This is a genomic window from Acinetobacter sp. GQ146 (genome assembly GCF_059758585.1).
On sequence record NZ_JCAXDV010000008.1, the window covers coordinates 41,446 to 63,245 of the forward strand.

The window sequence follows — 21,800 nt, forward strand, 5'->3', positions numbered from 1 at the left end:
TTTTTAGTGCAATGACTTTACTCATTATTCTTTCTGAATTTTATTCTAGCTATATTATGGTCAAACACCAATCTTTTGCAAAGCTGTCTTAGTTTTTTCTAAACCGACTCTAGGTTTATTTTTTCTTTCATCCACATTATTTAATAAAAGTATTCGATACCAATGCAAGATTACACCATCAGCAATCACGCTTTTGCTTCATGTTTCTAGCATGAGTAAACTTTGGAACATGAATTCTAGTCTCACTCTCCTCTCCAATTTTTAAAGGTGCTTATAGAAAAATAAGCACCTTCTCTTATTCTATTTTATAATTTTTATACCCTTAATTTTACCCTGTTCCACCCCTATCTCTTACTCCTTAAAAATCGAAATGTTACAGTCTGACCCTCAAGTTTAAGTCGTTATACAGCGAGATTTAGGCGATTTCCGTCTGTCCTACTTGATGATAAGCACGATTAAAATAAACTAAACTTTGATCTTGCTCACTCTGTTGAATCGCGACAATACGACAGATAAAAATCGTGTGTGTACCCACTTCTTGGATTTGATCAATCTCACAATCAAAATTCACCAAAGCATCCTTTAACACTGGTGCACCCGTTTCTAGCTCAGTCCAAACGCCATGTTCAAATCGCTCTTCAGAACTCATTTTAGAGGCAAATACATTCGAAATTTCCTCATGCTGTGCACCCAACACATTCACGGTTAAAATTTTATTTTCGACAAAATGCTCATGTGAACGCGATGCTTTATTCATGCAAACCAATAGGGTCGGTGGCGTATCAGTAACGCTACACACAGCAGATGCAGTGAAACCATGACGATCAGACATGCCTGCCGTAGTCACAACACTCACTGCGCTGGTTAACGAAGACATTGCATTTCTAAAGTCTGTTGCTTCAATCATCATCTTGTTCCTAAATTAAGTCCTAACTTGTGTTTTAGATTGAGTTCGCTGTGTGATTCGATTACATCTGCACTTGATCTAGACGTACGCTAAGTAGAATATTGTCTTACTATCAATTAAAGCGAGGGTCAGCTCTCGTAGAATTAAAAAACCATCCAATCCGAAAGCTGCCCCTTAAATCATACGAGTGCTTAGTACCCAGTTAGCTCTTTGCGCACGATTTCTGCACCTGCACTTAAGGCATTCAGTTTACCGCGTGCCACTTCACGCGCCAAAGGTGCCATACCACAGTTGGTTGAAGGATAAAGCTTATCCGCATCAACAAATTGGAGGGCTTTACGCAGTGTATTAGCCACTTCTTCCGGTGTTTCAATGCTATTGGTTGCGACATCAATCGCGCCGACCATGACTTTTTTACCACGAATCAGTTCAATTAGATCCATTGGCACACGCGAGTTTTGACATTCGAGTGAAACAATATCGATTTTAGACTGTTGTAATTTTGGAAAGGCTTCTTCGTATTGGCGCCATTCTGAGCCTAAGGTCTTTTTCCAATCGGTATTGGCTTTAATGCCGTAACCGTAGCAAATATGCACCGCCGTTTCACACTTCAAGCCTTCAAGTGCGCGTTCTAGGGTTGCAACCCCCCAGTCATTCACTTCATCAAAGAATACATTAAATGCAGGTTCATCAAATTGAATGATATCTACACCAGCAGCTTCTAATTCGAGTGCTTCTTGGTTCAAGATTTTGGCAAATTCCCAAGCCAGTTTTTCACGGCTTTTATAATGACCATCATACAGGGTATCAATCATGGTCATTGGGCCTGGTAGTGCCCATTTAATCGGTTGAGTCGTTTGGCTACGTAAAAACTTAGCATCTTCCACAAACACAGGTTTTTGACGCGATACTGCACCTACCACAGAAGGCACGCTCGCATCATAACGATTACGGATACGAACTGTTTCACGCTTCTGAAAGTCCACACCATCAAGATGTTCAATAAACGTCGTCACGAAATGTTGGCGAGTCTGTTCACCATCACTGACAATATCAATGCCTGCATGTTGCTGTTCTTGCAATGACAAACGTAAAGCATCTTGTTTGCCATCAAGCAGTTGCTCACCTTCGAGTTTCCACGGCGACCAAAGTTTTTCAGGTTCTGCCAACCAAGAGGGTTTCGGTAAGCTGCCAGCGGTAGATGTTGGTAATAAAATTGCCATTTTAAATCTTCTATCTCTATGTTCTATTTGGGGTAAATTAAGCAGCGTTACGCTCTACGTTATAATTGGCAGCCCATTGCTCAAGAATATCTTGATAAGGCTTAATAAAATTCTCTTCCGTCCATTTACCCTGTTTGACTGCAAGCTGACCACGTTCAACTCGGTCATAGACGATTCGCGTTAATGAGTAATCTGGGTACTCGAGACTGGCTTGATAAACTTGCGCCGCTGCTGAATTTGCATTGTAAATTTCAGGACGATAAATCTTTTGGAAGGTTTCCATGGTGCTAATCGCACTGATCAGTTCAAAATCGGTGTAATCACGCAGTAAATCGCCCGTAAAATAGAATGCTAAAGGTGCAACGCTGCCTTTTGGCATAAAGAAGCGAACCTGTAAGCCCATTTTGTGGAAATATTCATCGGTACGTGAGTACTGGTCTTGCTTATACTCAACACCTAAAATCGGATGTTCATTGGTGGTGCGGTGATAAGTACGTGCTGTTGAAACACTCAGGCAAATCACAGGTTGTTGGTTAAACTCTGCTTTAAACGTGTCCGAGTTCACCAAATATTGATAAAGCTTACCGTGTAAATCCCCAAAACCTTCGGGTGCATATGAAGTTGAGTTGTCTTTATTATGTTCTTTCAGGACTACGCTAAAATCATAGTCGCGGACATAAGACGAAAAGCTGTTGCCAATCATGCCTTCAATACGCTGATTGGTGTGATGATCGATAATGGTGCTTTTCAGCATCTCAATGATTGGGAAAGATTGACCATTACCTTCAATGTCTAAATCAGCAGAAATAATATCAATTTCAAGTGAATAGCGATCGCCTTTCGGATTGTCTGATTGGGCTAAAGCATTGAAACGATTATTAATCATTCGAAGCGTATTACGTAGGTTCTGCTCACGGCTTTCACCACGCGCCAAGTTGGCAAAGTTAGTTGTTAGACGTGTGCTATCTGCTGGCTGATAGTTTTCATCAAAACGAATACGTTTGATTGAACATGCAAACTTTTTACTCATGGTGATGGTCATCCTAATTTTGAGAAATTATCTAAATTGCTTGAATGGTGTAATTTATACCGTATTCCAAACATGAATAAAAATGATTTAGTCTCATCTAAAAGTGAGTAAAATTCATGTTTATAGATTTTATTGTCTGCCGAATAACGATGAGCTGAATAAATTCAGGCAAGTGTATCCTGAGCCCAGTACCATATCTAAGTTGCAATTCAGCAGATTAAGTTAAGCAATAGAATTGTTTTGGATTAAAAATTGTATATCGAAATAAATACGCGCTCGACACTCGTAGAGGGCATTTAAATCATGCCAAACTACATCTTAGGCGCTTGATTAATCCAAATTAAATCATTGATAAAAAAATTATTTTTATAAGCTAAGAATTAAAAAGCAATCATTCCACCCTATGATCCCAAAAACAGCAAGTACAGATCATGTGATGACTCCAGCTATACTAAATGCGTTGTCTTGTAACAAGCTGGAAGATAAAAACCATATAAAAAATATGGAATTGAAGCCGCAAAAACGTTCAGAACTACAATTGCTAAAATGATTGGATCAGCATCGACAAAGTGCCGTTAAAATTAAGCTGCATTGCATTCACTTATAAGGCGATAAACTGAACATAAGTTAATTTTAAAGTGAAATAAAGAAATCCATGCGAGCATCACCCTCTAAATTTACTCAATCAGGTCGATCACTCCTAAGCTAAGTTGGCTCGGAAATTAGAATGAATAAGTAGGTGCCCATTAAAGCCCTCCACTAGAGATATAACGTTAATAAGCGCCCCGAATAATCCTTTATAATGCTGAGCATGCATTCAGATAACAGCACATCGGAGTTAAACTTTTTCCGCCTGAAACTGAATTCAGTGCTCTTAGCAACTATTTCATTAACAAAAATGCTTAGGCTATTTTACTATCAATGATCCCCATCGCCTTTAACTGCAGTAATTCATGCTCTGCTTTAAATTCAGAAAGTACAGACATTGTATGCTCGCCTAATTGAGGTGGAGCGTGATGATATTCCACTGGTGTTTCTGATAATTTAATCGGAGAACCAATCATCTGAAACTCAGCATTAAGTGGATGTGGAAGATTCACGAGCATATCCCGATGTTCAAGCTGCGGCTCTTGTAATGCTTCTGCCACCGAGTTAATCAGCCCCACAGGCACTTTTACAGCATGAATCGCATTCACCCACTGTTCTGCACTGTTCTGTAAAAAATGCGCAGATAACAATTCAATCAATACTTCACGATGGCGTACTCGATCCTGATTACGAGTAAAACGTCCATCATCCAACAGAGCGGTATAGCCAATTGCAATACACAGATCTTTAAACTGTTTATCATTGCCACATGCCACAATAAACTCTTTATCTTTGGCCTGAAAAGCCTGATAAGGCACAATATTTGGATGGCTATTGCCCATACGTTGCGGAGATACCCCAGTCGTGAGGTAATTCATGCCCTGATTGGCCAGACCTGCAACCTGCACATCCAATAATGACAAATCAATATGTTGACCTCGCCCAATCTGCTGACGTGCCAATAGCGCAGCCTGAATGGCAATGGTGGCATATAACCCGGTTTGTAGGTCAACGACAGCCACACCAACTTTTTGTGCCCCCTGCCCTAGACCTTCTTTCTCGCCGGTAATACTCATCAAACCCGACATTCCTTGGATAATAAAATCGTAACCCGGTTCACTAGCGCGTGGTCCTGTTTGCCCAAAACCCGTAATTGAGCAATACACCAGATTTGGATTAATCCCACTTAAAGTCTCATAATCCAATCCATATTTTTGCAATGAACCCGCTTTATAGTTTTCAATCAGTACATCTGCGGTTTGTACCATTTGATGCAATAAGGCCTGACCTTCTTGTCGGGTAATATCAATCGCAACCGAATACTTATTTCGATTTGCAGCAAGAAAATATCCTGATTCATGCGTAGCTTGACCTGCTTCATCTAGCATCCATGGCGGTCCCCACATGCGGGTATCATCTCCACACTGAGGACGCTCGATTTTAATGACCTCAGCACCTAGATCTGCCAAAATCTGCCCGCACCAAGGTCCTGCCAAGACCCGGCTTAAATCCAAGACGCGAATTCCCCTTAATGCACCCATGTTTACTCCTTAATTACATCTCGAATTTTGCTTTTTAGTTTTTTAAGACAAACTCACTTGCAAGATGCCCTAACGAGCATCCTGACTTTAAGCAAAATAAATTTTTGATACGGATTTGAATTAGAACGCTGCGATGCCTGTTTGCGCACGTCCCAAAATTAAGGCATGAATGTCATGTGTACCTTCATAGGTATTCACCACTTCCAAGTTAACCAAATGACGTGCAACTCCAAATTCGTCACTGATGCCATTGCCGCCCATCATGTCACGCGCTAAACGGGCAATATCCAAAGCTTTCCCGCAATTATTACGTTTGATGAGTGAAGTACCTTCAACTGAAGCAATGCCTTCATCTTTCATCCGGCCAAAACGTAAGGCAATTTGTAAGCCCAGAGCAATTTCGGTTTGCATGTCGGCAAGTTTCTTTTGGATCAACTGATTTGCAGCCAAAGGACGACCAAACTGTTTACGGTCCATCGTGTATTGATGCGCAGTATGCCAACAGAATTCTGCTGCGCCCATTGCCCCCCAAGCAATACCGTAACGCGCACTATTCAGACACGTAAAAGGTCCTTTTAAACCACGCACCTCTGGAAAAGCATTCTCTTCCGGCACGAAGACATTATCCATCACAATTTCACCCGTAATGGAAGCTCGTAAACCGACTTTGCCATGAATCGCAGGGGCTGAAAGCCCTTCCCAACCTTTTTCTAAAATGAACCCCCGAATATCACCGACATTACCTTCGGCTGAAACTTCTTTGGCCCAGACCACAAATACATCTGCAATTGGGCTGTTGGTAATCCACATTTTTGCCCCAGATAAACGATAACCACCGTCCACTTTTTTTGCACGGGTAATCATGCTGCCTGGATCAGAACCATGGTCGGGCTCGGTTAAACCAAAACAACCTATATATTCACCTGTAGCTAATTTGGGCAAGTATTTCTGCTTTTGCTCTTCTGTGCCAAATTCGTGAATCGGCACCATCACCAGTGAACTCTGTACACTGGCCATGGAACGGTAACCCGAATCAACATATTCAATTTCACGTGCAACCAGTCCATAACTCACATAGTTTAGGCCCGTACCACCGTACTGTTCAGGAATCGTTGGACCAAGTAAGCCCAGCTCACCCATTTCACGAAAAATTGTCGGATCGGTTTTTTCATGGCGAAACTGTTCCAGCACACGCGGCTGCAATTTATCCTGACAGTAGGCATGGGCAGTATCACGAATCATGCGCTCCTCTTCAGTCAATTGCTGCTCGAGTAAAAATGGATCTTGCCATTTGAACTGCGTTTTAACCGTTTTTTTCGAGTTCACCATTTGATTCATTGCATCCTCTGCGCTGTTTTTTATCTAAATTGATGCTATGACTGAATCCGAATTAATTCAAACGAATAATTTGCATGCAGATATGCGGAATATGCATATCTTGATCCAACTGGCAAAATTAAATAAATTTGGATAGATTGCTATAGATGCTTCTAGGAGATTTTCCTTATAATTCGTACACAAGAATTTATGCATTTTTAAAATATTAAACTTGTCTGGTTGGTTTAAATGAGAAGAAAAATCCCCTCGATTCAAAACTTGATTTGTTTCGAGTCTGCCGCAAAACATGCAAGTTATACACACGCGGCGCAAGAGCTGGTGATGACGCAAAGTGCGGTATCGCGTCAAATCCAACAACTCGAGGAATTTTTACAGACCCAACTGTTCTCTCGTACTCGACATGGCATGGAGCTGACGGTTGCAGGCTCTCAATACTATGCCTCCATTAAACCTTACCTAGTCGGTTTAGAAAAAGTTACCCAAGAAGTTATCTCTCATAAAGGTTTAGCTGGCACGCTTAAATTAGGGGTTGTTCCGACCTTTGCAACACGATGGTTATTACCCAAACTGCATCACTTTAATTCATGCTACCCAGAAGTTACCATTCACTTAGAAACCAGCACCAAGCCCTTTCTTTTTAGCGAACATATATTTGATGCTGCAATTTACGCAGGAACACAGCAGCAAATTGAACACTGGCCAGGCACTCAGGCTCATTTATTAATGCACGAAGATGTGGTGGCTGTCTGCGCACCTTCACTGATTCAACAATACTTTCCCGATGCCCAGCCCTGCAACCATGACACCTACAACCTGCTGCCAGAACAAATTGCACAATTACCATTATTGCAACAGACAACTCGCCCCACTATTTGGCAGGAATGGTTTCAGGCGCATCAAGTCCATCAGCCTAAAGCGGATGAAGGACAACGCCATGAGTTATTTTCCATGCTCGCTGTAGCCGCTTCTCACGCCATGGGCGTTGCTTTGATTCCGCAAATGCTCATTGAGCAAGAACTGAAAAATCAAACATTGGTTATCGCCAACAATAGCCCATTACAAAGCCACCGTTCCTATTATTTGGTTCACTCTAGTCAGGAAACATCACCCATTCTGCAAAAATTTGTTGATTGGATAAAAGATGAAGTACAGTCCATCTCCATCATGAATGCAGTTACTCCCCCAATAAGATAATACGAGGATGCTATGCAAAAACTAGTGGTGTTTTCAGGTGCAGGAATGAGTGCCGAAAGTGGTATTCAAACCTTCCGTGATCATGACGGGCTTTGGGAAAATTATAAGATCGAACAGGTCGCTACGCCTGAAGCTATTTATAGCTTATTTTAAGTTTTGGGGGCTGGACTGTCACCAATTTCCTGAATCCTATTTTTTCTTACTCTAAGCTTTAATCAAAGTATGAGGCAAATATGAACATAATATAATTCAACAATTAAAATAATGTAGATAATATGAAATTGAGTGCCTAAAATACCCTTGCTATCTCTCAAATAAATTCACTATGATTTTTTTTCAAATTGATGCCCTTTATCTTTTTTTGCTACTCATTACATGTATCGGGTTTACTACGACTCTTCTAAGAAAAGTTCAATTTTTACCAATAGAAGTGATCCAACGCTCTTCACCACTCGATGGTTTACGCGGGATTCTCGCTCTTTCTGTACTGGCTCATCATTTCTACATTACCTATGTCTGGAAGACTGCCGGGGAATGGAAAAAACCTGAGTTTGTTTTAATTGATAATTTCGGGGGTACAGCAGTTTCCATCTTCTTTTTAATTACGGGCTATCTTTTTGTTAATAAAATGATGAAAGTAGATATTACTTGGAAACAGGTATATTTATCACGTGTAAAGCGGATCTACCCTCTTTATATTGCAGTATTCGCCTTCATTCTTGCGGTTACAGCATCTAATGTCCCGATTAGTGTTACGAATATTGGCGCATTCGTGAAATGGGTAAGTGATTGGCTTCTTTTTAAAGGTGGAAGTTTTGAAGGCTTTGAAAGTGGGCTCATCATTGCTGGTGTAGCCTGGACTTTAGCGTATGAATGGAAATTCTATTTCAGTCTTCCAATTATCTATTGTATTTACCACAAGAAAATTCCTTTAGCCTTATCACTAGTAATTATTGCAGCGTTACTTTTCTATATTTTTAAGGAAAAGTCCCATTACTACTACGCCCTATTTCTTCTTTCTATTCCTGCAATCAAGTTTAAAGACTGGTTTCAAAACTTTATGCTGGAGTCGCCTAAAGCGTCGAATGTGATTGTAATCGGACTAAGTGTTTTTTCTCTATTCTTTACTGAACCATATACCTTTGCTCAAATGATTCCATTAGCGATCATTTTTGCATTCATTGCAAATGGATATAATTTCTTTGGCGTGCTCTATAACAATGGTCTCAGGATACTTGGAGAAGTGAGTTACAGTATTTACCTTATTCATGGTGCAGTATTGTACTTTTTCTTCTCTATTATGGATGTTATAGACTTCAGCACTACGTCTTTACATACTTACTATCTTTCATTTCCTGCCGTTTTTGGTGTGGTAGTATTACTATCACTTTTAACTTATAAATTTATTGAAAGTCCTTTTTTAAGAAAAAAGGCTCCTGTATCTAAAAGTGATTCGGGATTAGTCAAAAATCGTTAAAAACGCCCTTTCGGACGGCTTTTTTACTAAATCAGGTTATATCTTTAACACAGTTGTTAATTCCACCACGCCTAGAATATTTTTTCTTGCCCGCAGAGTATTTCTATAGATTTGTTTTCATCTATCTCAATATATTCTTTTGTTTTTAAGCGGCGCGGCTCGAGGGTAATTAACAGCCTCCCGAAGGTGGATGCTGAATAGGTATCTAATGACATACGGAAATGTTAATTGTGTCTGCTCCAATGCTCATTACGGTTATTTATAAAGCCCTCACAACTTCGATCAGCGATTTCTTTGAGTATTACTACTCGGAATAATCCTAGATTATTCCGAGCTATTTCATACTTGAGCTATACACCGTATTGCTGTTTTAAATATTTCACAATCTGGGCTGATTCAAACATTTTTACTTGGGTATTCGGATCCACCAAATACGGCACTTGAATATCACGCCCCATCACAGCCATCACTTTTTCACGCTTACCCTCTTTAATCGGGACATATTTTCCTGGCTTTAAACGCAATACCGCAGGTCCCATATCTTGCCAGCGCTCTTTAGCCACATTATGAAATATAAATGGAAGTTCAAGTTCAGTCAGGACACTACGTACAATTCGCGTAAATGGACTCGCTTCAAAGCCCCATAATTCAAGTAACTGTTCTGGAGTCTCTCGATTGGTAACCTGTGGATTGACCCAAATGCCACGTGCACCATTAATCAAAGTCCCAGCAAATGCCACGACCGGTAATTTCGGATAGTGTGCAAATTTTTTCGGTGTTTTCCCTGTACGACCATAATGTTTAAACAAATGATGGATAATGTCCTGAGACTCATACATTTGTGATGAAGTATTTTCATCAATCAAAAAAGGAAATTGTGCTTTTCCACCTAACTGTTTCACCAAGTTGCGATATTTTGTCCCCCCTTTCGGACAAGGATAAACTTCATAATCCAGATTAAGCAGTGTTAACACTTCTCGCACACGGCGACAAAATGGTGAACCCTCAAACTCATAGAGCTTTAATGCTTTTTCAGGTTGTTGAGGAAAAGCTGTACCTGATACCCCACGCCCACCTTCAGTCAAAGAAGATGCCAAAGACTGAATGACTTTAATTTGATGATTCACAATAATTTATCCTTATTTTATAATTCAATCAGTTTATCTTTCGCGACAACAATACCATTGTTATCCGCATAAATATAATCGCCTGACTGAATGGTCACACCACCAAAATAAAGTGGAATATCAGTTTCACCTATGCCCTTACGATTACTTTTTTGTGGAATTGCAGCCAATGCATGTACTCCGAGATCCAATTCAGCAATCGCATCCACATCGCGTACACAACCATAAATAACAACTCCATTCCAATGGTTTTTTACAGCCGATTCAGCAATTAAATCCCCCATTAAGGCACAGCGCATGGAAGCCCCACCATCCACCACAAGGACTTTACCCGTACCATCTGTAGCCAATAACTCTTTTACTCGCGAGTTATCTTCAAAGCATTTGACTGTCACCACCTGACCACCAAAGCTTTTGCGTGCGCCATAGCTTTTAAAGAATTTTCCATCCATCGATGGCGTAACCACCTGAAGTTCTTTTTCTGGATGATCATCAAGCAAATCACAAGTTACAAAAGGTACTGCTGCCACGTCTTTCTCCATTTATTTGGCTTGTTGTATGCGTAAATTATCATAAATTTCAAACTTTTCAGTTTGAGTTTGCGCTGCCACGACCATAGTATGAGCCACTTGTTCAGCTGTCACTGGCTTATATTTAAAAGAATTGGGAACCAAATGAGACACCTTCTGATATAAACGCTGTGTTGCCCCTTCTAGCAACCGCTGTTCAGATCGTTCCCCCAGTAGCAATGAGGGTTGTAAAATTGAGGTCTTATATAAAGCCAACTCTCGAATATGCTGCTCTAGCTCACCTTTCACCCGATTATAGAAAATTGGAGACTTTACGCTCGCCCCCAATGCACTCACCAATAGGTAGTGAATCTCCATTTCCTCCAGCAAATCGGCAAAATGGGCATTGATCTCATAGTCAATATTGTAAAATTTTGCTTTTGAACCCGCTTTTTTCATGGTTGTACCCAAACAACTAAAAGCATGGCTATGACCATCGACGTCTTCATCATTTAAGAGCAGAAAGTCATCCAATACCAATTGATGAACTTTATTCATCTGACTCAACTGCACATCATAATGCCGAACCACAGCAGTAATTTGCTCGCAACTCCTTAATTCATTTAATTGTTTGATTAAAGCTCTACCGACTAAACCTGTTGCGCCAATCACGATGACCTTTTGAATCGAATTTATCATTTTTTGATCATTCTCCGTTGTTTAGCAGTAATCTAACGTTTTCTTTAACATTTTTCTGCATCTAAAATGTTGTCAAAGCATGTCAAGACTTGACTTCGTGGTCATGTTTAATCAAAATATGGCACTTGTTTACGGGCTGGTGATAGTTCTACTGATGTTGGTTTTCAGTATGAATTTCAGCCCGCCCAGACCAATCTAATTCAAGGAGTGCACGAGTGGCAAACTCTGCTCAAGCAAAAAAACGTGCTCGTCAAAACGTTAAAGCACGTAAACACAACGCAAGCTTGCGTTCTATGGTTCGTACTTACATCAAACGCACAGTAGCTGCTATTGCTGCTGGTGACCATGCTGTCGCTACAGAAGCTTACAAAAAAGCTGTTCCTGTAATCGACCGTATGGCTGATAAAGGTATCATCCATAAGAACAAAGCTGCTCGTCATAAGAGCCGTTTAAATACGCAAGTTAAAGCATTAGCTAACTAATTTGTTGTATTAAAAAAAGCCCTTTCGGGCTTTTTTTATATCTGCGATTTCGATCTTTTCTTTCTCCTCGCAATCATGAACAAGCAAAATAAAAAGCCCCTTCACTTTAATGAAAGAGCTTTCTCCTAATTAGTGTGCAAGCAAGAGCAAATTCTTAGGCTTTAAATAAGACAATATCAAATTGTTATTCGGCAATAACGTGGTCCACTTCTGATTTACACCATTAGTACAGTTATAACGAATAAGATCAGCACGATTGTCTACCAGATACCCCTTATTCAAATCAAAACACTGACTGCCTTGGCGGATGGATTGTGTATCTGCGGCCATCGTCCAAACTTGACTGCTTAACTGTGTTGAACAAGTCGCCAATGTAATTTTATTACCACCACCATTACTGGTTAAGCATTGGTCAATAGCCAATTTACTGTGAATACGCCCCAAAGCATCGAGAATCCACTGTTCCGAATCATCCGCCACGCAACCAGTTTGACCACTGATATATGGATTATATTGACCATTCGTCAATTTCTCGACTTTTAAACAATTGGTTCTATTCAATAAAACACTTTGTTCTTTATATAAAGTCGATGTTTCCATGCCCAACTGTGTAATAAACTCTGCTAATGCTGCTTTGGCCGCACTATTTTGAGCGGTTAAATCTTTTGCATAAACATTCATCCAACGATTGAGTCGGTAAATTTTTTGCTGTTGGCTTTCATATAGCGCCAAGACCTGTTGAGCTGCAACAGATAGTCCTGTTGGGTTATTGGCATAAGAGTCATATAACAATTGTGCATTTGGCGATAAGACCACAACCGACTTACCCGCCTGAGATAAGAGTTCCTGTTCAAGCACAGGTAACTCAATTTTAGCTAATGCCGTATAAGCATGATCCCGCCCTATTTGAACCGCAGATCGGATTTCATCTGTATATGTAGGGATATCAATACTCGATAAAAGCTTTTCTGCTTCATGGGCTTTTTTACAATACAAATCGACACGTCGTGGCTGATCGGAGATTGCCAGATTAACATGTAGCTTATTGGCAGCACTATTAACAGCATCCATGCGGTTCGGTGCCAAAGCTACTGTTTTATTTCCGCCTACATCATAAGAAACATTTAGCCAACATGCTGCGTCAGAAGTATTCGATTGATTTTCTGGGAGTTGAAATACATTACCCCAGTTACTTCGCGCAGCGGGATATAACAAACCCACCTGATTGACTGGGTCATATCCTCCCAAAATCGTATATACAGGAACCCCGAAGAGGCGTGGTTTTAAATAGTTTCCATCAGCACGGTTATACCAGACGCGTGTTGAATTAGGTACACGTGGTTGTACCACTTCCATTTTGCGGGTAGTGGCATTCCATTGAGTATAACCAGTAACCGAATTAGCATCCCACATGGCACGATTAAAGTGTGGTTGTATCTTTAATGAGGTACTGTAGCCCGTGTAGTGTGTAAAACGCGAGATTGAACTGGCAGAAGAGCCTCCTGCCATTGCATCCCAACCGTAAGGATATAACTGCTGAAAGTTAGGAACACCATTACTTCCATCCCCTAGACTTGTTGATCTCCAGTTGAGATTTCCGCGCATCTTATTACGGAATGCAATATACCCCCAACCACTGTCAGCATGATGCGCAGACCAAAAGTAATTGGTAGCTTGACCTTCTGCGGTCACAGACCCAGGGTAATGCCCCAAACCATAATGATGACCAATTTCATGACTGAACTCATTACCAACAGAATCAATCAGCGTCAGCATGCCATTGCCACCACTTAAGCCATGGGTTTGATCCCCGTTGCTATACTTACCACGAGCATGATGCACAATCACACTTTCAGTTAACTGAGGTTGCTCTTGACTTGCCATTGAGGCACTGGTTATCCCCCAATTAGCCAAGTTTATGCCAACGCTGAACGTCGATTTAGCGACATTTTCACGCATATCTCCCGAATACACCCCACCTTCTACAACACTATGGGTATCGTAAATTGAACCATTCGCCACCATTACCCGATTAAGCTTCATATCATCGTATTTAGCCACGATCATTTCGGCAGCAGGAATGGTTTGAAAATAGTCTGTTCCGGCTTTTTCAGGCTCCAATAGTATATAGTGCCCAGTCGACACTGGAGGGTCCGTAAGTAAGCCTAATCGGATATTATTTAAAACCAAAACGCCAGGCGGTGCAAAGTCAATCGATGTTTCTGGCAATTCGCCAATTCGACCATTTTGATCTGTAATTTTAAGTTTGAGTCCTGGCTTAACTTCACTCCAGTTTAACTTAGTTGACCATGCGCGTTTACTGTAAAGCACCTGTGGGCGCTGATCTTGATTGCTTTGATCAGAAAGTGGAATTTGTGATGGATCATCAAGTTTGACTCGACGGATCAATAAACCATCTTGATAAATTTCAAGTTCAAGCTGTTGAATATCTGCCATCTCAGCAGTAGGCGTGACCAACAGTAAAGCTTCTCGCTCCGCAGTCAAACGGGGCATTTTTTTTGCCTCATTTCCATTAGGGTCGACCACATGCGCCTGACCAAACTGAATCATCGCCTGTAACGATCCCGTTAAGTCGGAACGGATTTCACGTGTTGAAGCACTAGAGTCATAATCATAAAAACCCAATGTCTCATCAGCAACCACATCTTTTGTTGGCTCTGGATAAAGCGGTTGAGCTGGCTTTGTTTCGCTCGAGCCATCCCCATTGCTGCCTTCTCCCGAACCGCCACCACAACCAGACAACAAAATTGCCGTTATGCACAAACTCAATGCATGCAATCGGTAATACATCACGTTTTTCAACAATATCCCCAATTATTAGAAAGAAAATAATACAAAATGATAAATAATCTATAAAATCATAGATTTAAAATTGATTATATACTTTTCACTTAATTGAAAAATAAGAGTTTTAAACCTGAGTCACCACGCAAGTGATTGCACCCAATGTAAATAAGAAAAGAATCTCAGAACGTTTTTTTAATGGTGCTGTTTGAATTGTCGGATATTGAGCTCGTGAAGTTCACCACGCCAAATCCATTTTAGTTTTGAATCTAAAAATTCATCGCCCTCAAACCAAACAAATAAGCCTTCCATCATCTGTGGCCAATCTTCTTGGGTAATCACATTCCGGCCTGAGATTACCGCAATAATCGCGGCAATGATCGTATCATGGCTAACCGCTAGACTCAGGCCATTCTGTTGCTGTGGATGCGTGTTATAAATTAATTCCAAGACATCAACCACGCCATGAATCGGATGTTTCATGCCTGGCAAAGCATTATTCACAAAGCTATTAATAAAGCCTAAAGCCCCTTGTTCACGAAAATAAGGACCCGCCTGCTTTATATCCAACACAAAACTACCTGGCTCAACCAATAAGCCCTGCTGGACAATTTCAATATGATGGGTATTGGTTTGCGTACTCATAGCATCTGCACCCTGAATCATCAGAGCCGCAGTGTCTACACAACGTTGTATAGGGCTTGAAATACAATGCTGAATAATACGATCCGTCTGACCAATAAGATGTGCCCCCCAAGCTTGTGCCAAATCACGACCTTGCGAAGTCAACTGCAAGTCATAGCCAGCCAAACCCTGTCCGCTAACAATTTCCCGAATAGAATGCCGAGTAAATAAAGTGACGGGAGTGCTTGTATCTGGCAATAAATCAATTGCTTTAAGCATGCTGCGCGGGAGTCGTTCTAATGCCATGATATCTTCATATTTTTTTGTGTTTACACTGTACTATTCTAACCTTTTTGTTTAATGCCTGCTCAACATTCTTGCAAGCGCGGCCAAAGCCAGCTGCTTCATTTCACGGTTACGAAAGGCAATAAATCCCCCATTTAAAAGACTGTCCCGCTGATTATATAAAAATGGACGTCCTTTAAAATCTACCAATCCACCACCAATCCGCTCAAGCAAGCATTGCCCTGCACTGGTATCCCACTCACTGGTTGGATGAAAGCGCGGGTAAATATCAACTTTGTGTTCGAGCATCATACAGAACTTATACGCACTGCCTGCCTTAAACACCGTATAAGTCGTCATATTTTCCAGCACCTGCAAATACTCATGGTATTGGCCTTTTTGTTGCGAACTTTGACTTAAGCCGACTTGCACAGGTCCTGTTTGATTAGGTTCTGCACAATATTCAAACCATTGCTGTGTTCGTATTTGAAACTTTAAAGGCATACCTTGCCGTGGACAAATATACATCGTTTGTTCACCCGGGATCGCCAATATCGCAAAGACCGTTTCGGCACGCTCAACCAAACTTAAATTAATCGTAAATTCTGGACGCTTATGCAGGAATTCTTTAGTGCCATCCAATGGATCAAGCAGCCAGAAATTTTGCCATTGTTGACGCGAGGCATAATCCCCTTCTTCGGATAACAATGGAATATCTGCACTATATTGTGCCAAGCTTTCTGTAATAAATTGATTTGCCCTAAAATCGGCTTGTGTCACCGGAGAGTCATCATGTTTATGTTCAATATTAAAATTTTCACCCGAACAATACTGTTCGAATTCTTGGCGCAAAATTTCACATGCTTGCGTCATGATTGGCACAAGCTGCAAAATCATATCATCGCGGGGGGCTGGGGTTTTTATAAACATAATCTGCTCTTCATACACTGATCCATCAATTTCACGCACTTTAAAGGGGCTTCGACTCATCCATTAAACGGTATGAAATGATCAATATTTTCTTTTATCTTACGCCTAGTTACATTAAATTGCATAGTTAGTTTGTAATACACTTTAGTTCTAATACCCTTAAATAACAGCAAGAACTTAATAAATAGTCCATCATCATTCTTACGGTCAGTTATAAAGGAGTACATTCATCCTGAAACTAATTTCAAAAATGTGCTTATACTTAGACTGATTGCCACGAACTTTATGATCCAAACAGGAAAGGATCACTCAATACCTTATTTAAAATCAATCATCTGAAATCTTTTCTCGCGACCATCTTGCCATCGCTTCTTAAAATATAGATTGCCCAGCCGCATCATTCCCTGTGCATTATGTGGATGGACTAAAGTTGTTCAATATTCAGATTTAACCATATGATGACGCAGCGCAAATGGACTTATATCGTAGCCATAGGTGTTAAATCTGCACAATTTAAATATTAATAACAAATTAGGATATTCATCACGGACAAAGCAGTATGCCTGCTTCCAGACACAACATTCAGACAAGCAATGTATCTCCCGTATCAAAACACGCTCTGAACAATTTCAAATGATTCCTACAAGTTCTTTGTTGTATAGTAGGCCGATATAGTTCGAAGCTTCGTCCTATATCCTTTGCAACTTCAGCTTCTTGCTCCTCTGTTATATCAGGATTTTTTAATGGCTAAACCAATTGTGATATTCGATATGGATGGCACATTACTTGATCTCGCCTATGATGATCTTATCTGGAACCAATTACTGCCCATTCGTTATGCAGAAACTCATCAATGCGACATACAACAAAGTCAAAATATTTTATTTCAGTTTTACCAAGAACATAGCCATACACTAAATTGGTATTCATCCCGCTTTTGGTCAGCAAAAGTTGGAGTGGATGTATTGGCCTTACAACAAGAACACCAACACAAAGTCAGTTTACGCGCTGGATGTAGAGAACTGTTAGAATATTTAAAATTAAATCAATACCCTTGCTGGCTTGCCACCAATGCCGATTGCGCCAGCCTGAAATTCAAATTAGAACAAACAGGGATTGCTCCATATTTTGATGTAATTGTGAGCAGCGAGACCATGGGTCATGCGAAAGAATTTCCAGCATTTTGGGAAAAGCTGCATCAGCTGCATCCATTCAATATTTCTCAAGCGTATTTTATTGATGATACGGAGAAAGTTTTACGCGGTGCACAAAAATTCGGCTTACAGCATTTAATTAGCATACAACAGCCCTCATCTATAGGATTAATCCGTGACGAATCCGATTTCCCAATGTTAAAACATCTCACGGATTTAATTCCGCTCATCGAACAAGCCGAGGAACACAAGCAATATGCCTAAAGCAGAGCAACACTTACCTGCTGAAACCATGCGTATCGACAAATGGCTATGGGCTGCACGTTTTTTTAAAACACGCAGTATAGCGAAGTCCGCGATTGAAGGAGGCAAAGTCCATTTTGATGGTGAACGTGTCAAAGTTTCAAAAGAAGTCCGTATTGGTATGGAACTCACCATTCAACAAGGCTTTGAAAAGAAAACCGTGATCATCAAAGCCATTTCTGGTGTACGCGGACCTGCACCTATTGCACAACAACTCTATGAAGAAACCGAAGTCAGTATCGCAAAAAGAGAATTGCTTGCTTCGCAAAGAAAGTTGCATAATCTAGCACGTCCTGATCATCGACCTTCGAAGAAAGATCGTCGACAAATCAGTAAATTTAAACAAGAAAATGATCAACAATTTGACCAACATTGGTCTTATAATGATGATTAAATTAGTCGCGTCATGTTGTGTCGCACTAGATACAACAGGCATAGAATAACAGGAATAATTCTGTCACTATACTGAAGTGGAAAACGTTTGTAATGCAATACATCCACTTTAGTTAAAAATTAAGTGACATAGTTTTGAGGTTGTGAGATGGATGAGAATAAAAGCAAGGCGCTAAACGCTGCCCTAAGCCAAATTGAAAAACAATTTGGTAAAAATACAGTCATGCGCCTTGGTGACAATACCGTGCAAGCTGTTGAAGCGGTTTCAACCGGTTCTTTAACACTCGATATTGCACTAGGTATCGGCGGTTTACCAAAGGGTCGTATTGTTGAAATTTACGGTCCAGAATCCTCTGGTAAAACCACCATGACTTTACAAGCCATTGCACAATGCCAAAAAGCAGGTGGAACCTGTGCCTTTATTGATGCCGAGCATGCACTCGACCCTCAATATGCGCGCAAGCTTGGGGTCGATATCGATAACCTACTTGTTTCTCAACCTGACAACGGTGAGCAAGCACTTGAAATTGCCGACATGCTAGTTCGCTCTGGCGCAATCGACCTGATCGTAGTCGACTCTGTGGCTGCACTTACCCCACGTGCCGAGATTGAAGGTGAAATGGGTGACTCACACATGGGCTTACAGGCTCGTTTAATGAGTCAGGCACTGCGTAAAATTACAGGTAATGCGAAACGATCAAACTGTATGGTGATCTTCATTAACCAAATCCGTATGAAGATTGGCGTAATGTTCGGTAGCCCAGAAACCACGACTGGTGGTAATGCATTGAAATTCTATGCATCTGTACGTCTGGATATTCGTCGTGTAGGTCAAGTGAAAGAAGGCGACGAAATTATTGGTTCAGAAACCAAAGTGAAAGTTGTTAAAAACAAAATGGCACCTCCATTTAAAGAAGCACTCTTCCAGATTCTTTATGGCAAAGGTGTGAATCAGCTAGGCGAGTTGGTCGATCTTGCCGTTCAGCAAGACATCATCCAAAAAGCTGGTGCATGGTACTCATATCAAGGCAACAAAATTGGTCAAGGTAAGAACAACGTGATCCGCCACCTTGAAGAGAATCCGCAAATGGCTCAAGAAGTTGAACGCATTATCCGCGACCAATTATTAACCACAGGTAATGTCGCTGTAGAGGAAAAAGAGGAAGAAGAACCTGATTTACTACTTGATGCTTAAGCCATTAGGTACTCTACAAAATATACCTGCTATACCAAAACGCCCTTCGGGGCGTTTTTCAATCAAAGATTAGAAATAATATGAGCCCATCTAAATTTCCCAAACTACTAAATTATGAAAGCCTCAAACAAGAATTTGGAACATCCGATGCCGAACAGACGCCACTGCAAGCATCACCGACCACTCAGCCAGATCACGAAGGCATCGAGACTGAAGTCCCACAAAATACCGGGCTCACAGGCTCACGTTTGCGCTCTTATGCATTTGCTGTACTCACCCGCAAGGAATACTCCAAAGCAGAGCTAATAGAGAAGTTAGCGACCTATGCCGCAAATCGAGAAGAAGTGATCAACCTCGTTGAAGAACTATCTGAGCAGAATTATCAAAGTGACCAACGGGTTGCCGAAATTGTACTGTCGAGCCAAAAACGCAAAGGTAAAGGTCCGCAGCGGATTAAGCTGGCATTAAAAAACAAAAAAATTAACAGTGAACTAATTCAAGAAGAATTAAAAGAAATCAATTGGGCAGAACAAGCCTATCAGCTTAAAATCAAGAAGTTTGGCAGCAGCGTTGAAAAAGACCCAAAACTCAAAGCCAAACAAATTCGCTTTTTACAATACCGAGGGTTTGATATGGATGCAATTATGAAAGCAATTAATAGAAAAGAAGATGAGGAATAATGAATTATAATAAAAATGGTGGCAACCCTACCAGCAAAGCTTCGGCACATCACAATTCTACTACCGTTGCTACCTTCCGGTCCTGGCGGGGTTCGCAGAGTGCAATTGCGAAGTAACCGGCAGGGCTACCATTGCAAGAACAGAGTATAGAGATTTTTAATGAAGTTGCAAGCCCTATCCGAATAATTATCTGCCTAAGCTATTCTTTTGATTATTTAAAATACAGAATTAACCTTTAGGTACTTTTTGCCTTCATGATTGCCCACCAGGTTACTTTAAACATACGACAAGAACGTAAACATTTGTTGCTTTTCACTGCTTGAGCATTTTAAATGTGTGCATGATGAAATTTAATAAAGCCCATTCAAACACGTGGCTTTATACAAGCAATACAAAATGGATATATTTTATGATGCAATTTAAGCATGCGATTTATGCACTCGTATTTTTAAGCTCAACACATTTATATGCAAATGTCCCTATCGAAAGCCGTGGTTTAAGTCAAAGTGATGCTAGCTCTTCGTCTAGCTCAAGTTATGGCTCTTCAGTAGCAAATACACCAGTTGCCGAAGCCAATGTACCAACCAATATCAACTGGCAAATCATGCAAAAAAACCAACAGCTAGAAAATGATATTCGCACGCTAAGAGGTCGAATTGAAGAACAAGAAAATACCATTGAACAACTTAAAAACGAACTTAATAATCGTTATACCGATTTAGATCAGCGCCTAGAACTCTTACAACAAAAAATGGATCCGGACAGTGCAGCAACGGAGGATAACCAACAGGATACGTCTCCCAGCGTCAACACAACAACCACTGTAGCGCCCAAAACCAATAATACGACCAACACAAGCACACCAGCTGTAAGCCCTAGCACCAATCTAACTACAGCAGCAAATACAAACGCCGCCCAACAACCGACCGAGTTAGAAAAAGCAGCATATACTGTTGCTTTAGATGCCTACAAACAAGGTGGAGCTAAAAAAGCGATTGCTCCGATGCAAAACTTTATTAAAAACCACCCTAACAGCATCTATATCAGCAATGCGTATTTCTGGCTAGCCGAATTTAATCTAGCCATAGAACCGACCAACTACACTGAAGCGAAAAAGAATTACAACGTTGTGGTTAACCAATACCCACAATCATCTAAGGCCTCACGTGCGCTTTACCAACTGTATAGCATAGCCAAAGATGTTGACCGTAATACAGCATTGGCCAATCAATACAAAACTAAGCTGCTTAAACAATATCCTAAAAGTGAAGAAGCAGGTTATTTGAAGAAATAAAAAAAAGACACCTTAACGGTGT

Annotated in this window: 19 protein-coding genes, 1 other RNA gene and 1 pseudogene; 9 read left to right on the forward strand and 12 right to left on the reverse strand. The window is 40.7% G+C overall.

Translation table 11 applies throughout. The features are described 5' to 3' along the window. Window positions 1-415 precede the first annotated feature (415 nt). From AC6CHI_RS12845 to AC6CHI_RS12865, 5 genes are all read right to left on the reverse strand, one after another. Complete coding sequence (locus AC6CHI_RS12845; RefSeq protein WP_498121888.1) at window positions 416-907, reverse strand: flavin reductase; 492 nt, start codon at window positions 905-907, stop codon at window positions 416-418. 191 nt (window positions 908-1,098) lie between these two features. Further along, on the reverse strand, window positions 1,099-2,130 hold the full coding sequence (locus AC6CHI_RS12850; RefSeq protein ID WP_498121695.1) for a methionine synthase: 1,032 nt from the start codon (window positions 2,128-2,130) through the stop codon (window positions 1,099-1,101). A gap of 37 nt (window positions 2,131-2,167) precedes the next feature. Next, window positions 2,168-3,160 carry a DUF1852 domain-containing protein gene (locus tag AC6CHI_RS12855; RefSeq protein ID WP_498121697.1) on the reverse strand — a complete coding sequence of 331 codons (993 nt, stop codon included), beginning with the start codon at window positions 3,158-3,160 and terminating at the stop codon, window positions 2,168-2,170. Window positions 3,161-4,062: 902 nt separating this feature from the next. Continuing rightward, window positions 4,063-5,289 carry a CaiB/BaiF CoA transferase family protein gene (locus tag AC6CHI_RS12860; RefSeq protein WP_498121699.1) on the reverse strand — a complete coding sequence of 409 codons (1,227 nt, stop codon included), beginning with the start codon at window positions 5,287-5,289 and terminating at the stop codon, window positions 4,063-4,065. Window positions 5,290-5,409: 120 nt separating this feature from the next. Continuing rightward, window positions 5,410-6,627 carry an acyl-CoA dehydrogenase gene (locus AC6CHI_RS12865; RefSeq protein ID WP_498121701.1) on the reverse strand — a complete coding sequence of 406 codons (1,218 nt, stop codon included), beginning with the start codon at window positions 6,625-6,627 and terminating at the stop codon, window positions 5,410-5,412. 228 nt (window positions 6,628-6,855) lie between these two features. On the opposite strand from AC6CHI_RS12865, the gene AC6CHI_RS12870 reads away from it, so the two are divergent. From AC6CHI_RS12870 to AC6CHI_RS12880, 3 genes and pseudogenes are all read left to right on the forward strand, one after another. After that, the gene (locus tag AC6CHI_RS12870; RefSeq protein ID WP_498121703.1) at window positions 6,856-7,821 is read left to right on the forward strand and encodes a LysR family transcriptional regulator; all 966 of its coding nucleotides are present in this window, start codon (window positions 6,856-6,858) and stop codon (window positions 7,819-7,821) included. Between the two features lie 12 nt (window positions 7,822-7,833). Further along, window positions 7,834-7,956, forward strand: a pseudogene (locus tag AC6CHI_RS12875) (Sir2 family NAD-dependent protein deacetylase); the annotation flags it as partial. Window positions 7,957-8,146: 190 nt separating this feature from the next. After that, entirely contained in the window at window positions 8,147-9,298 is a 1,152-nt protein-coding gene (locus tag AC6CHI_RS12880; RefSeq protein WP_498121705.1) for an acyltransferase family protein, read from the forward strand. 350 nt (window positions 9,299-9,648) lie between these two features. Here the strand turns inward: AC6CHI_RS12880 and AC6CHI_RS12885 are convergent, their stop codons facing one another. Genes AC6CHI_RS12885 through AC6CHI_RS12895 form a run of 3 tightly spaced genes read right to left on the reverse strand, consistent with a single transcriptional unit; the run spans window position 9,649 to window position 11,633 of the window. Continuing rightward, window positions 9,649-10,431: a glutathione S-transferase N-terminal domain-containing protein gene (locus AC6CHI_RS12885; protein WP_498121890.1), complete on the reverse strand. Its 783-nt coding sequence runs from the start codon at window positions 10,429-10,431 to the stop codon at window positions 9,649-9,651. A gap of 11 nt (window positions 10,432-10,442) precedes the next feature. Next, a complete protein-coding gene (rraA, locus tag AC6CHI_RS12890) occupies window positions 10,443-10,955 on the reverse strand; it encodes a ribonuclease E activity regulator RraA (RefSeq protein WP_498121707.1) in 513 nt (170 codons plus the stop codon). A gap of 12 nt (window positions 10,956-10,967) precedes the next feature. Beyond that, window positions 10,968-11,633, reverse strand: a complete 666-nt coding sequence (locus AC6CHI_RS12895) for an NAD-dependent epimerase/dehydratase family protein (protein WP_498121709.1) — start codon at window positions 11,631-11,633, stop codon at window positions 10,968-10,970. A 215-nt stretch (window positions 11,634-11,848) separates the two neighbouring features. Between AC6CHI_RS12895 and rpsT the strand changes: the two genes are divergently transcribed. Continuing rightward, entirely contained in the window at window positions 11,849-12,115 is a 267-nt protein-coding gene (gene rpsT, locus AC6CHI_RS12900) for a 30S ribosomal protein S20 (protein ID WP_458892388.1), read from the forward strand. Between the two features lie 129 nt (window positions 12,116-12,244). Here the strand turns inward: rpsT and AC6CHI_RS12905 are convergent, their stop codons facing one another. From AC6CHI_RS12905 to AC6CHI_RS12915, 3 genes are all read right to left on the reverse strand, one after another. Next, window positions 12,245-14,926, reverse strand: coding sequence for a M66 family metalloprotease (locus AC6CHI_RS12905; RefSeq protein WP_498121711.1), 2,682 nt, complete (start codon window positions 14,924-14,926; stop codon window positions 12,245-12,247). A gap of 189 nt (window positions 14,927-15,115) precedes the next feature. Next, complete coding sequence (locus AC6CHI_RS12910; RefSeq protein ID WP_458892386.1) at window positions 15,116-15,850, reverse strand: phosphoglycerate mutase family protein; 735 nt, start codon at window positions 15,848-15,850, stop codon at window positions 15,116-15,118. A gap of 51 nt (window positions 15,851-15,901) precedes the next feature. Continuing rightward, window positions 15,902-16,759, reverse strand: coding sequence for a 3'(2'),5'-bisphosphate nucleotidase CysQ family protein (locus AC6CHI_RS12915; protein ID WP_498121713.1), 858 nt, complete (start codon window positions 16,757-16,759; stop codon window positions 15,902-15,904). A 743-nt stretch (window positions 16,760-17,502) separates the two neighbouring features. Between AC6CHI_RS12915 and AC6CHI_RS12920 the strand changes: the two genes are divergently transcribed. From AC6CHI_RS12920 to AC6CHI_RS12935, 4 genes are all read left to right on the forward strand, one after another. After that, window positions 17,503-18,177: an HAD-IA family hydrolase gene (locus AC6CHI_RS12920; protein ID WP_498121714.1), complete on the forward strand. Its 675-nt coding sequence runs from the start codon at window positions 17,503-17,505 to the stop codon at window positions 18,175-18,177. Continuing rightward, window positions 18,170-18,610, forward strand: a complete 441-nt coding sequence (locus tag AC6CHI_RS12925; protein ID WP_458892383.1) for an RNA-binding S4 domain-containing protein — start codon at window positions 18,170-18,172, stop codon at window positions 18,608-18,610. Before AC6CHI_RS12920 ends, AC6CHI_RS12925 begins: the two co-directional genes overlap by 8 nt. Before the next feature lie 147 nt (window positions 18,611-18,757). Continuing rightward, window positions 18,758-19,804, forward strand: a complete 1,047-nt coding sequence (gene recA, locus AC6CHI_RS12930) for a recombinase RecA (RefSeq protein ID WP_498121716.1) — start codon at window positions 18,758-18,760, stop codon at window positions 19,802-19,804. Window positions 19,805-19,884: 80 nt separating this feature from the next. Beyond that, window positions 19,885-20,484 (forward strand): regulatory protein RecX, encoded by a 600-nt coding sequence (locus tag AC6CHI_RS12935; protein WP_498121718.1) that lies wholly within the window; start codon window positions 19,885-19,887, stop codon window positions 20,482-20,484. 25 nt (window positions 20,485-20,509) lie between these two features. Here the strand turns inward: AC6CHI_RS12935 and ffs are convergent. Continuing rightward, an RNA gene (ffs, locus tag AC6CHI_RS12940) (signal recognition particle sRNA small type) lies at window positions 20,510-20,606 on the reverse strand. A gap of 287 nt (window positions 20,607-20,893) precedes the next feature. On the opposite strand from ffs, the gene AC6CHI_RS12945 reads away from it, so the two are divergent. Beyond that, window positions 20,894-21,778: a YbgF trimerization domain-containing protein gene (locus tag AC6CHI_RS12945; protein WP_498121720.1), complete on the forward strand. Its 885-nt coding sequence runs from the start codon at window positions 20,894-20,896 to the stop codon at window positions 21,776-21,778. Window positions 21,779-21,800 lie beyond the last annotated feature (22 nt).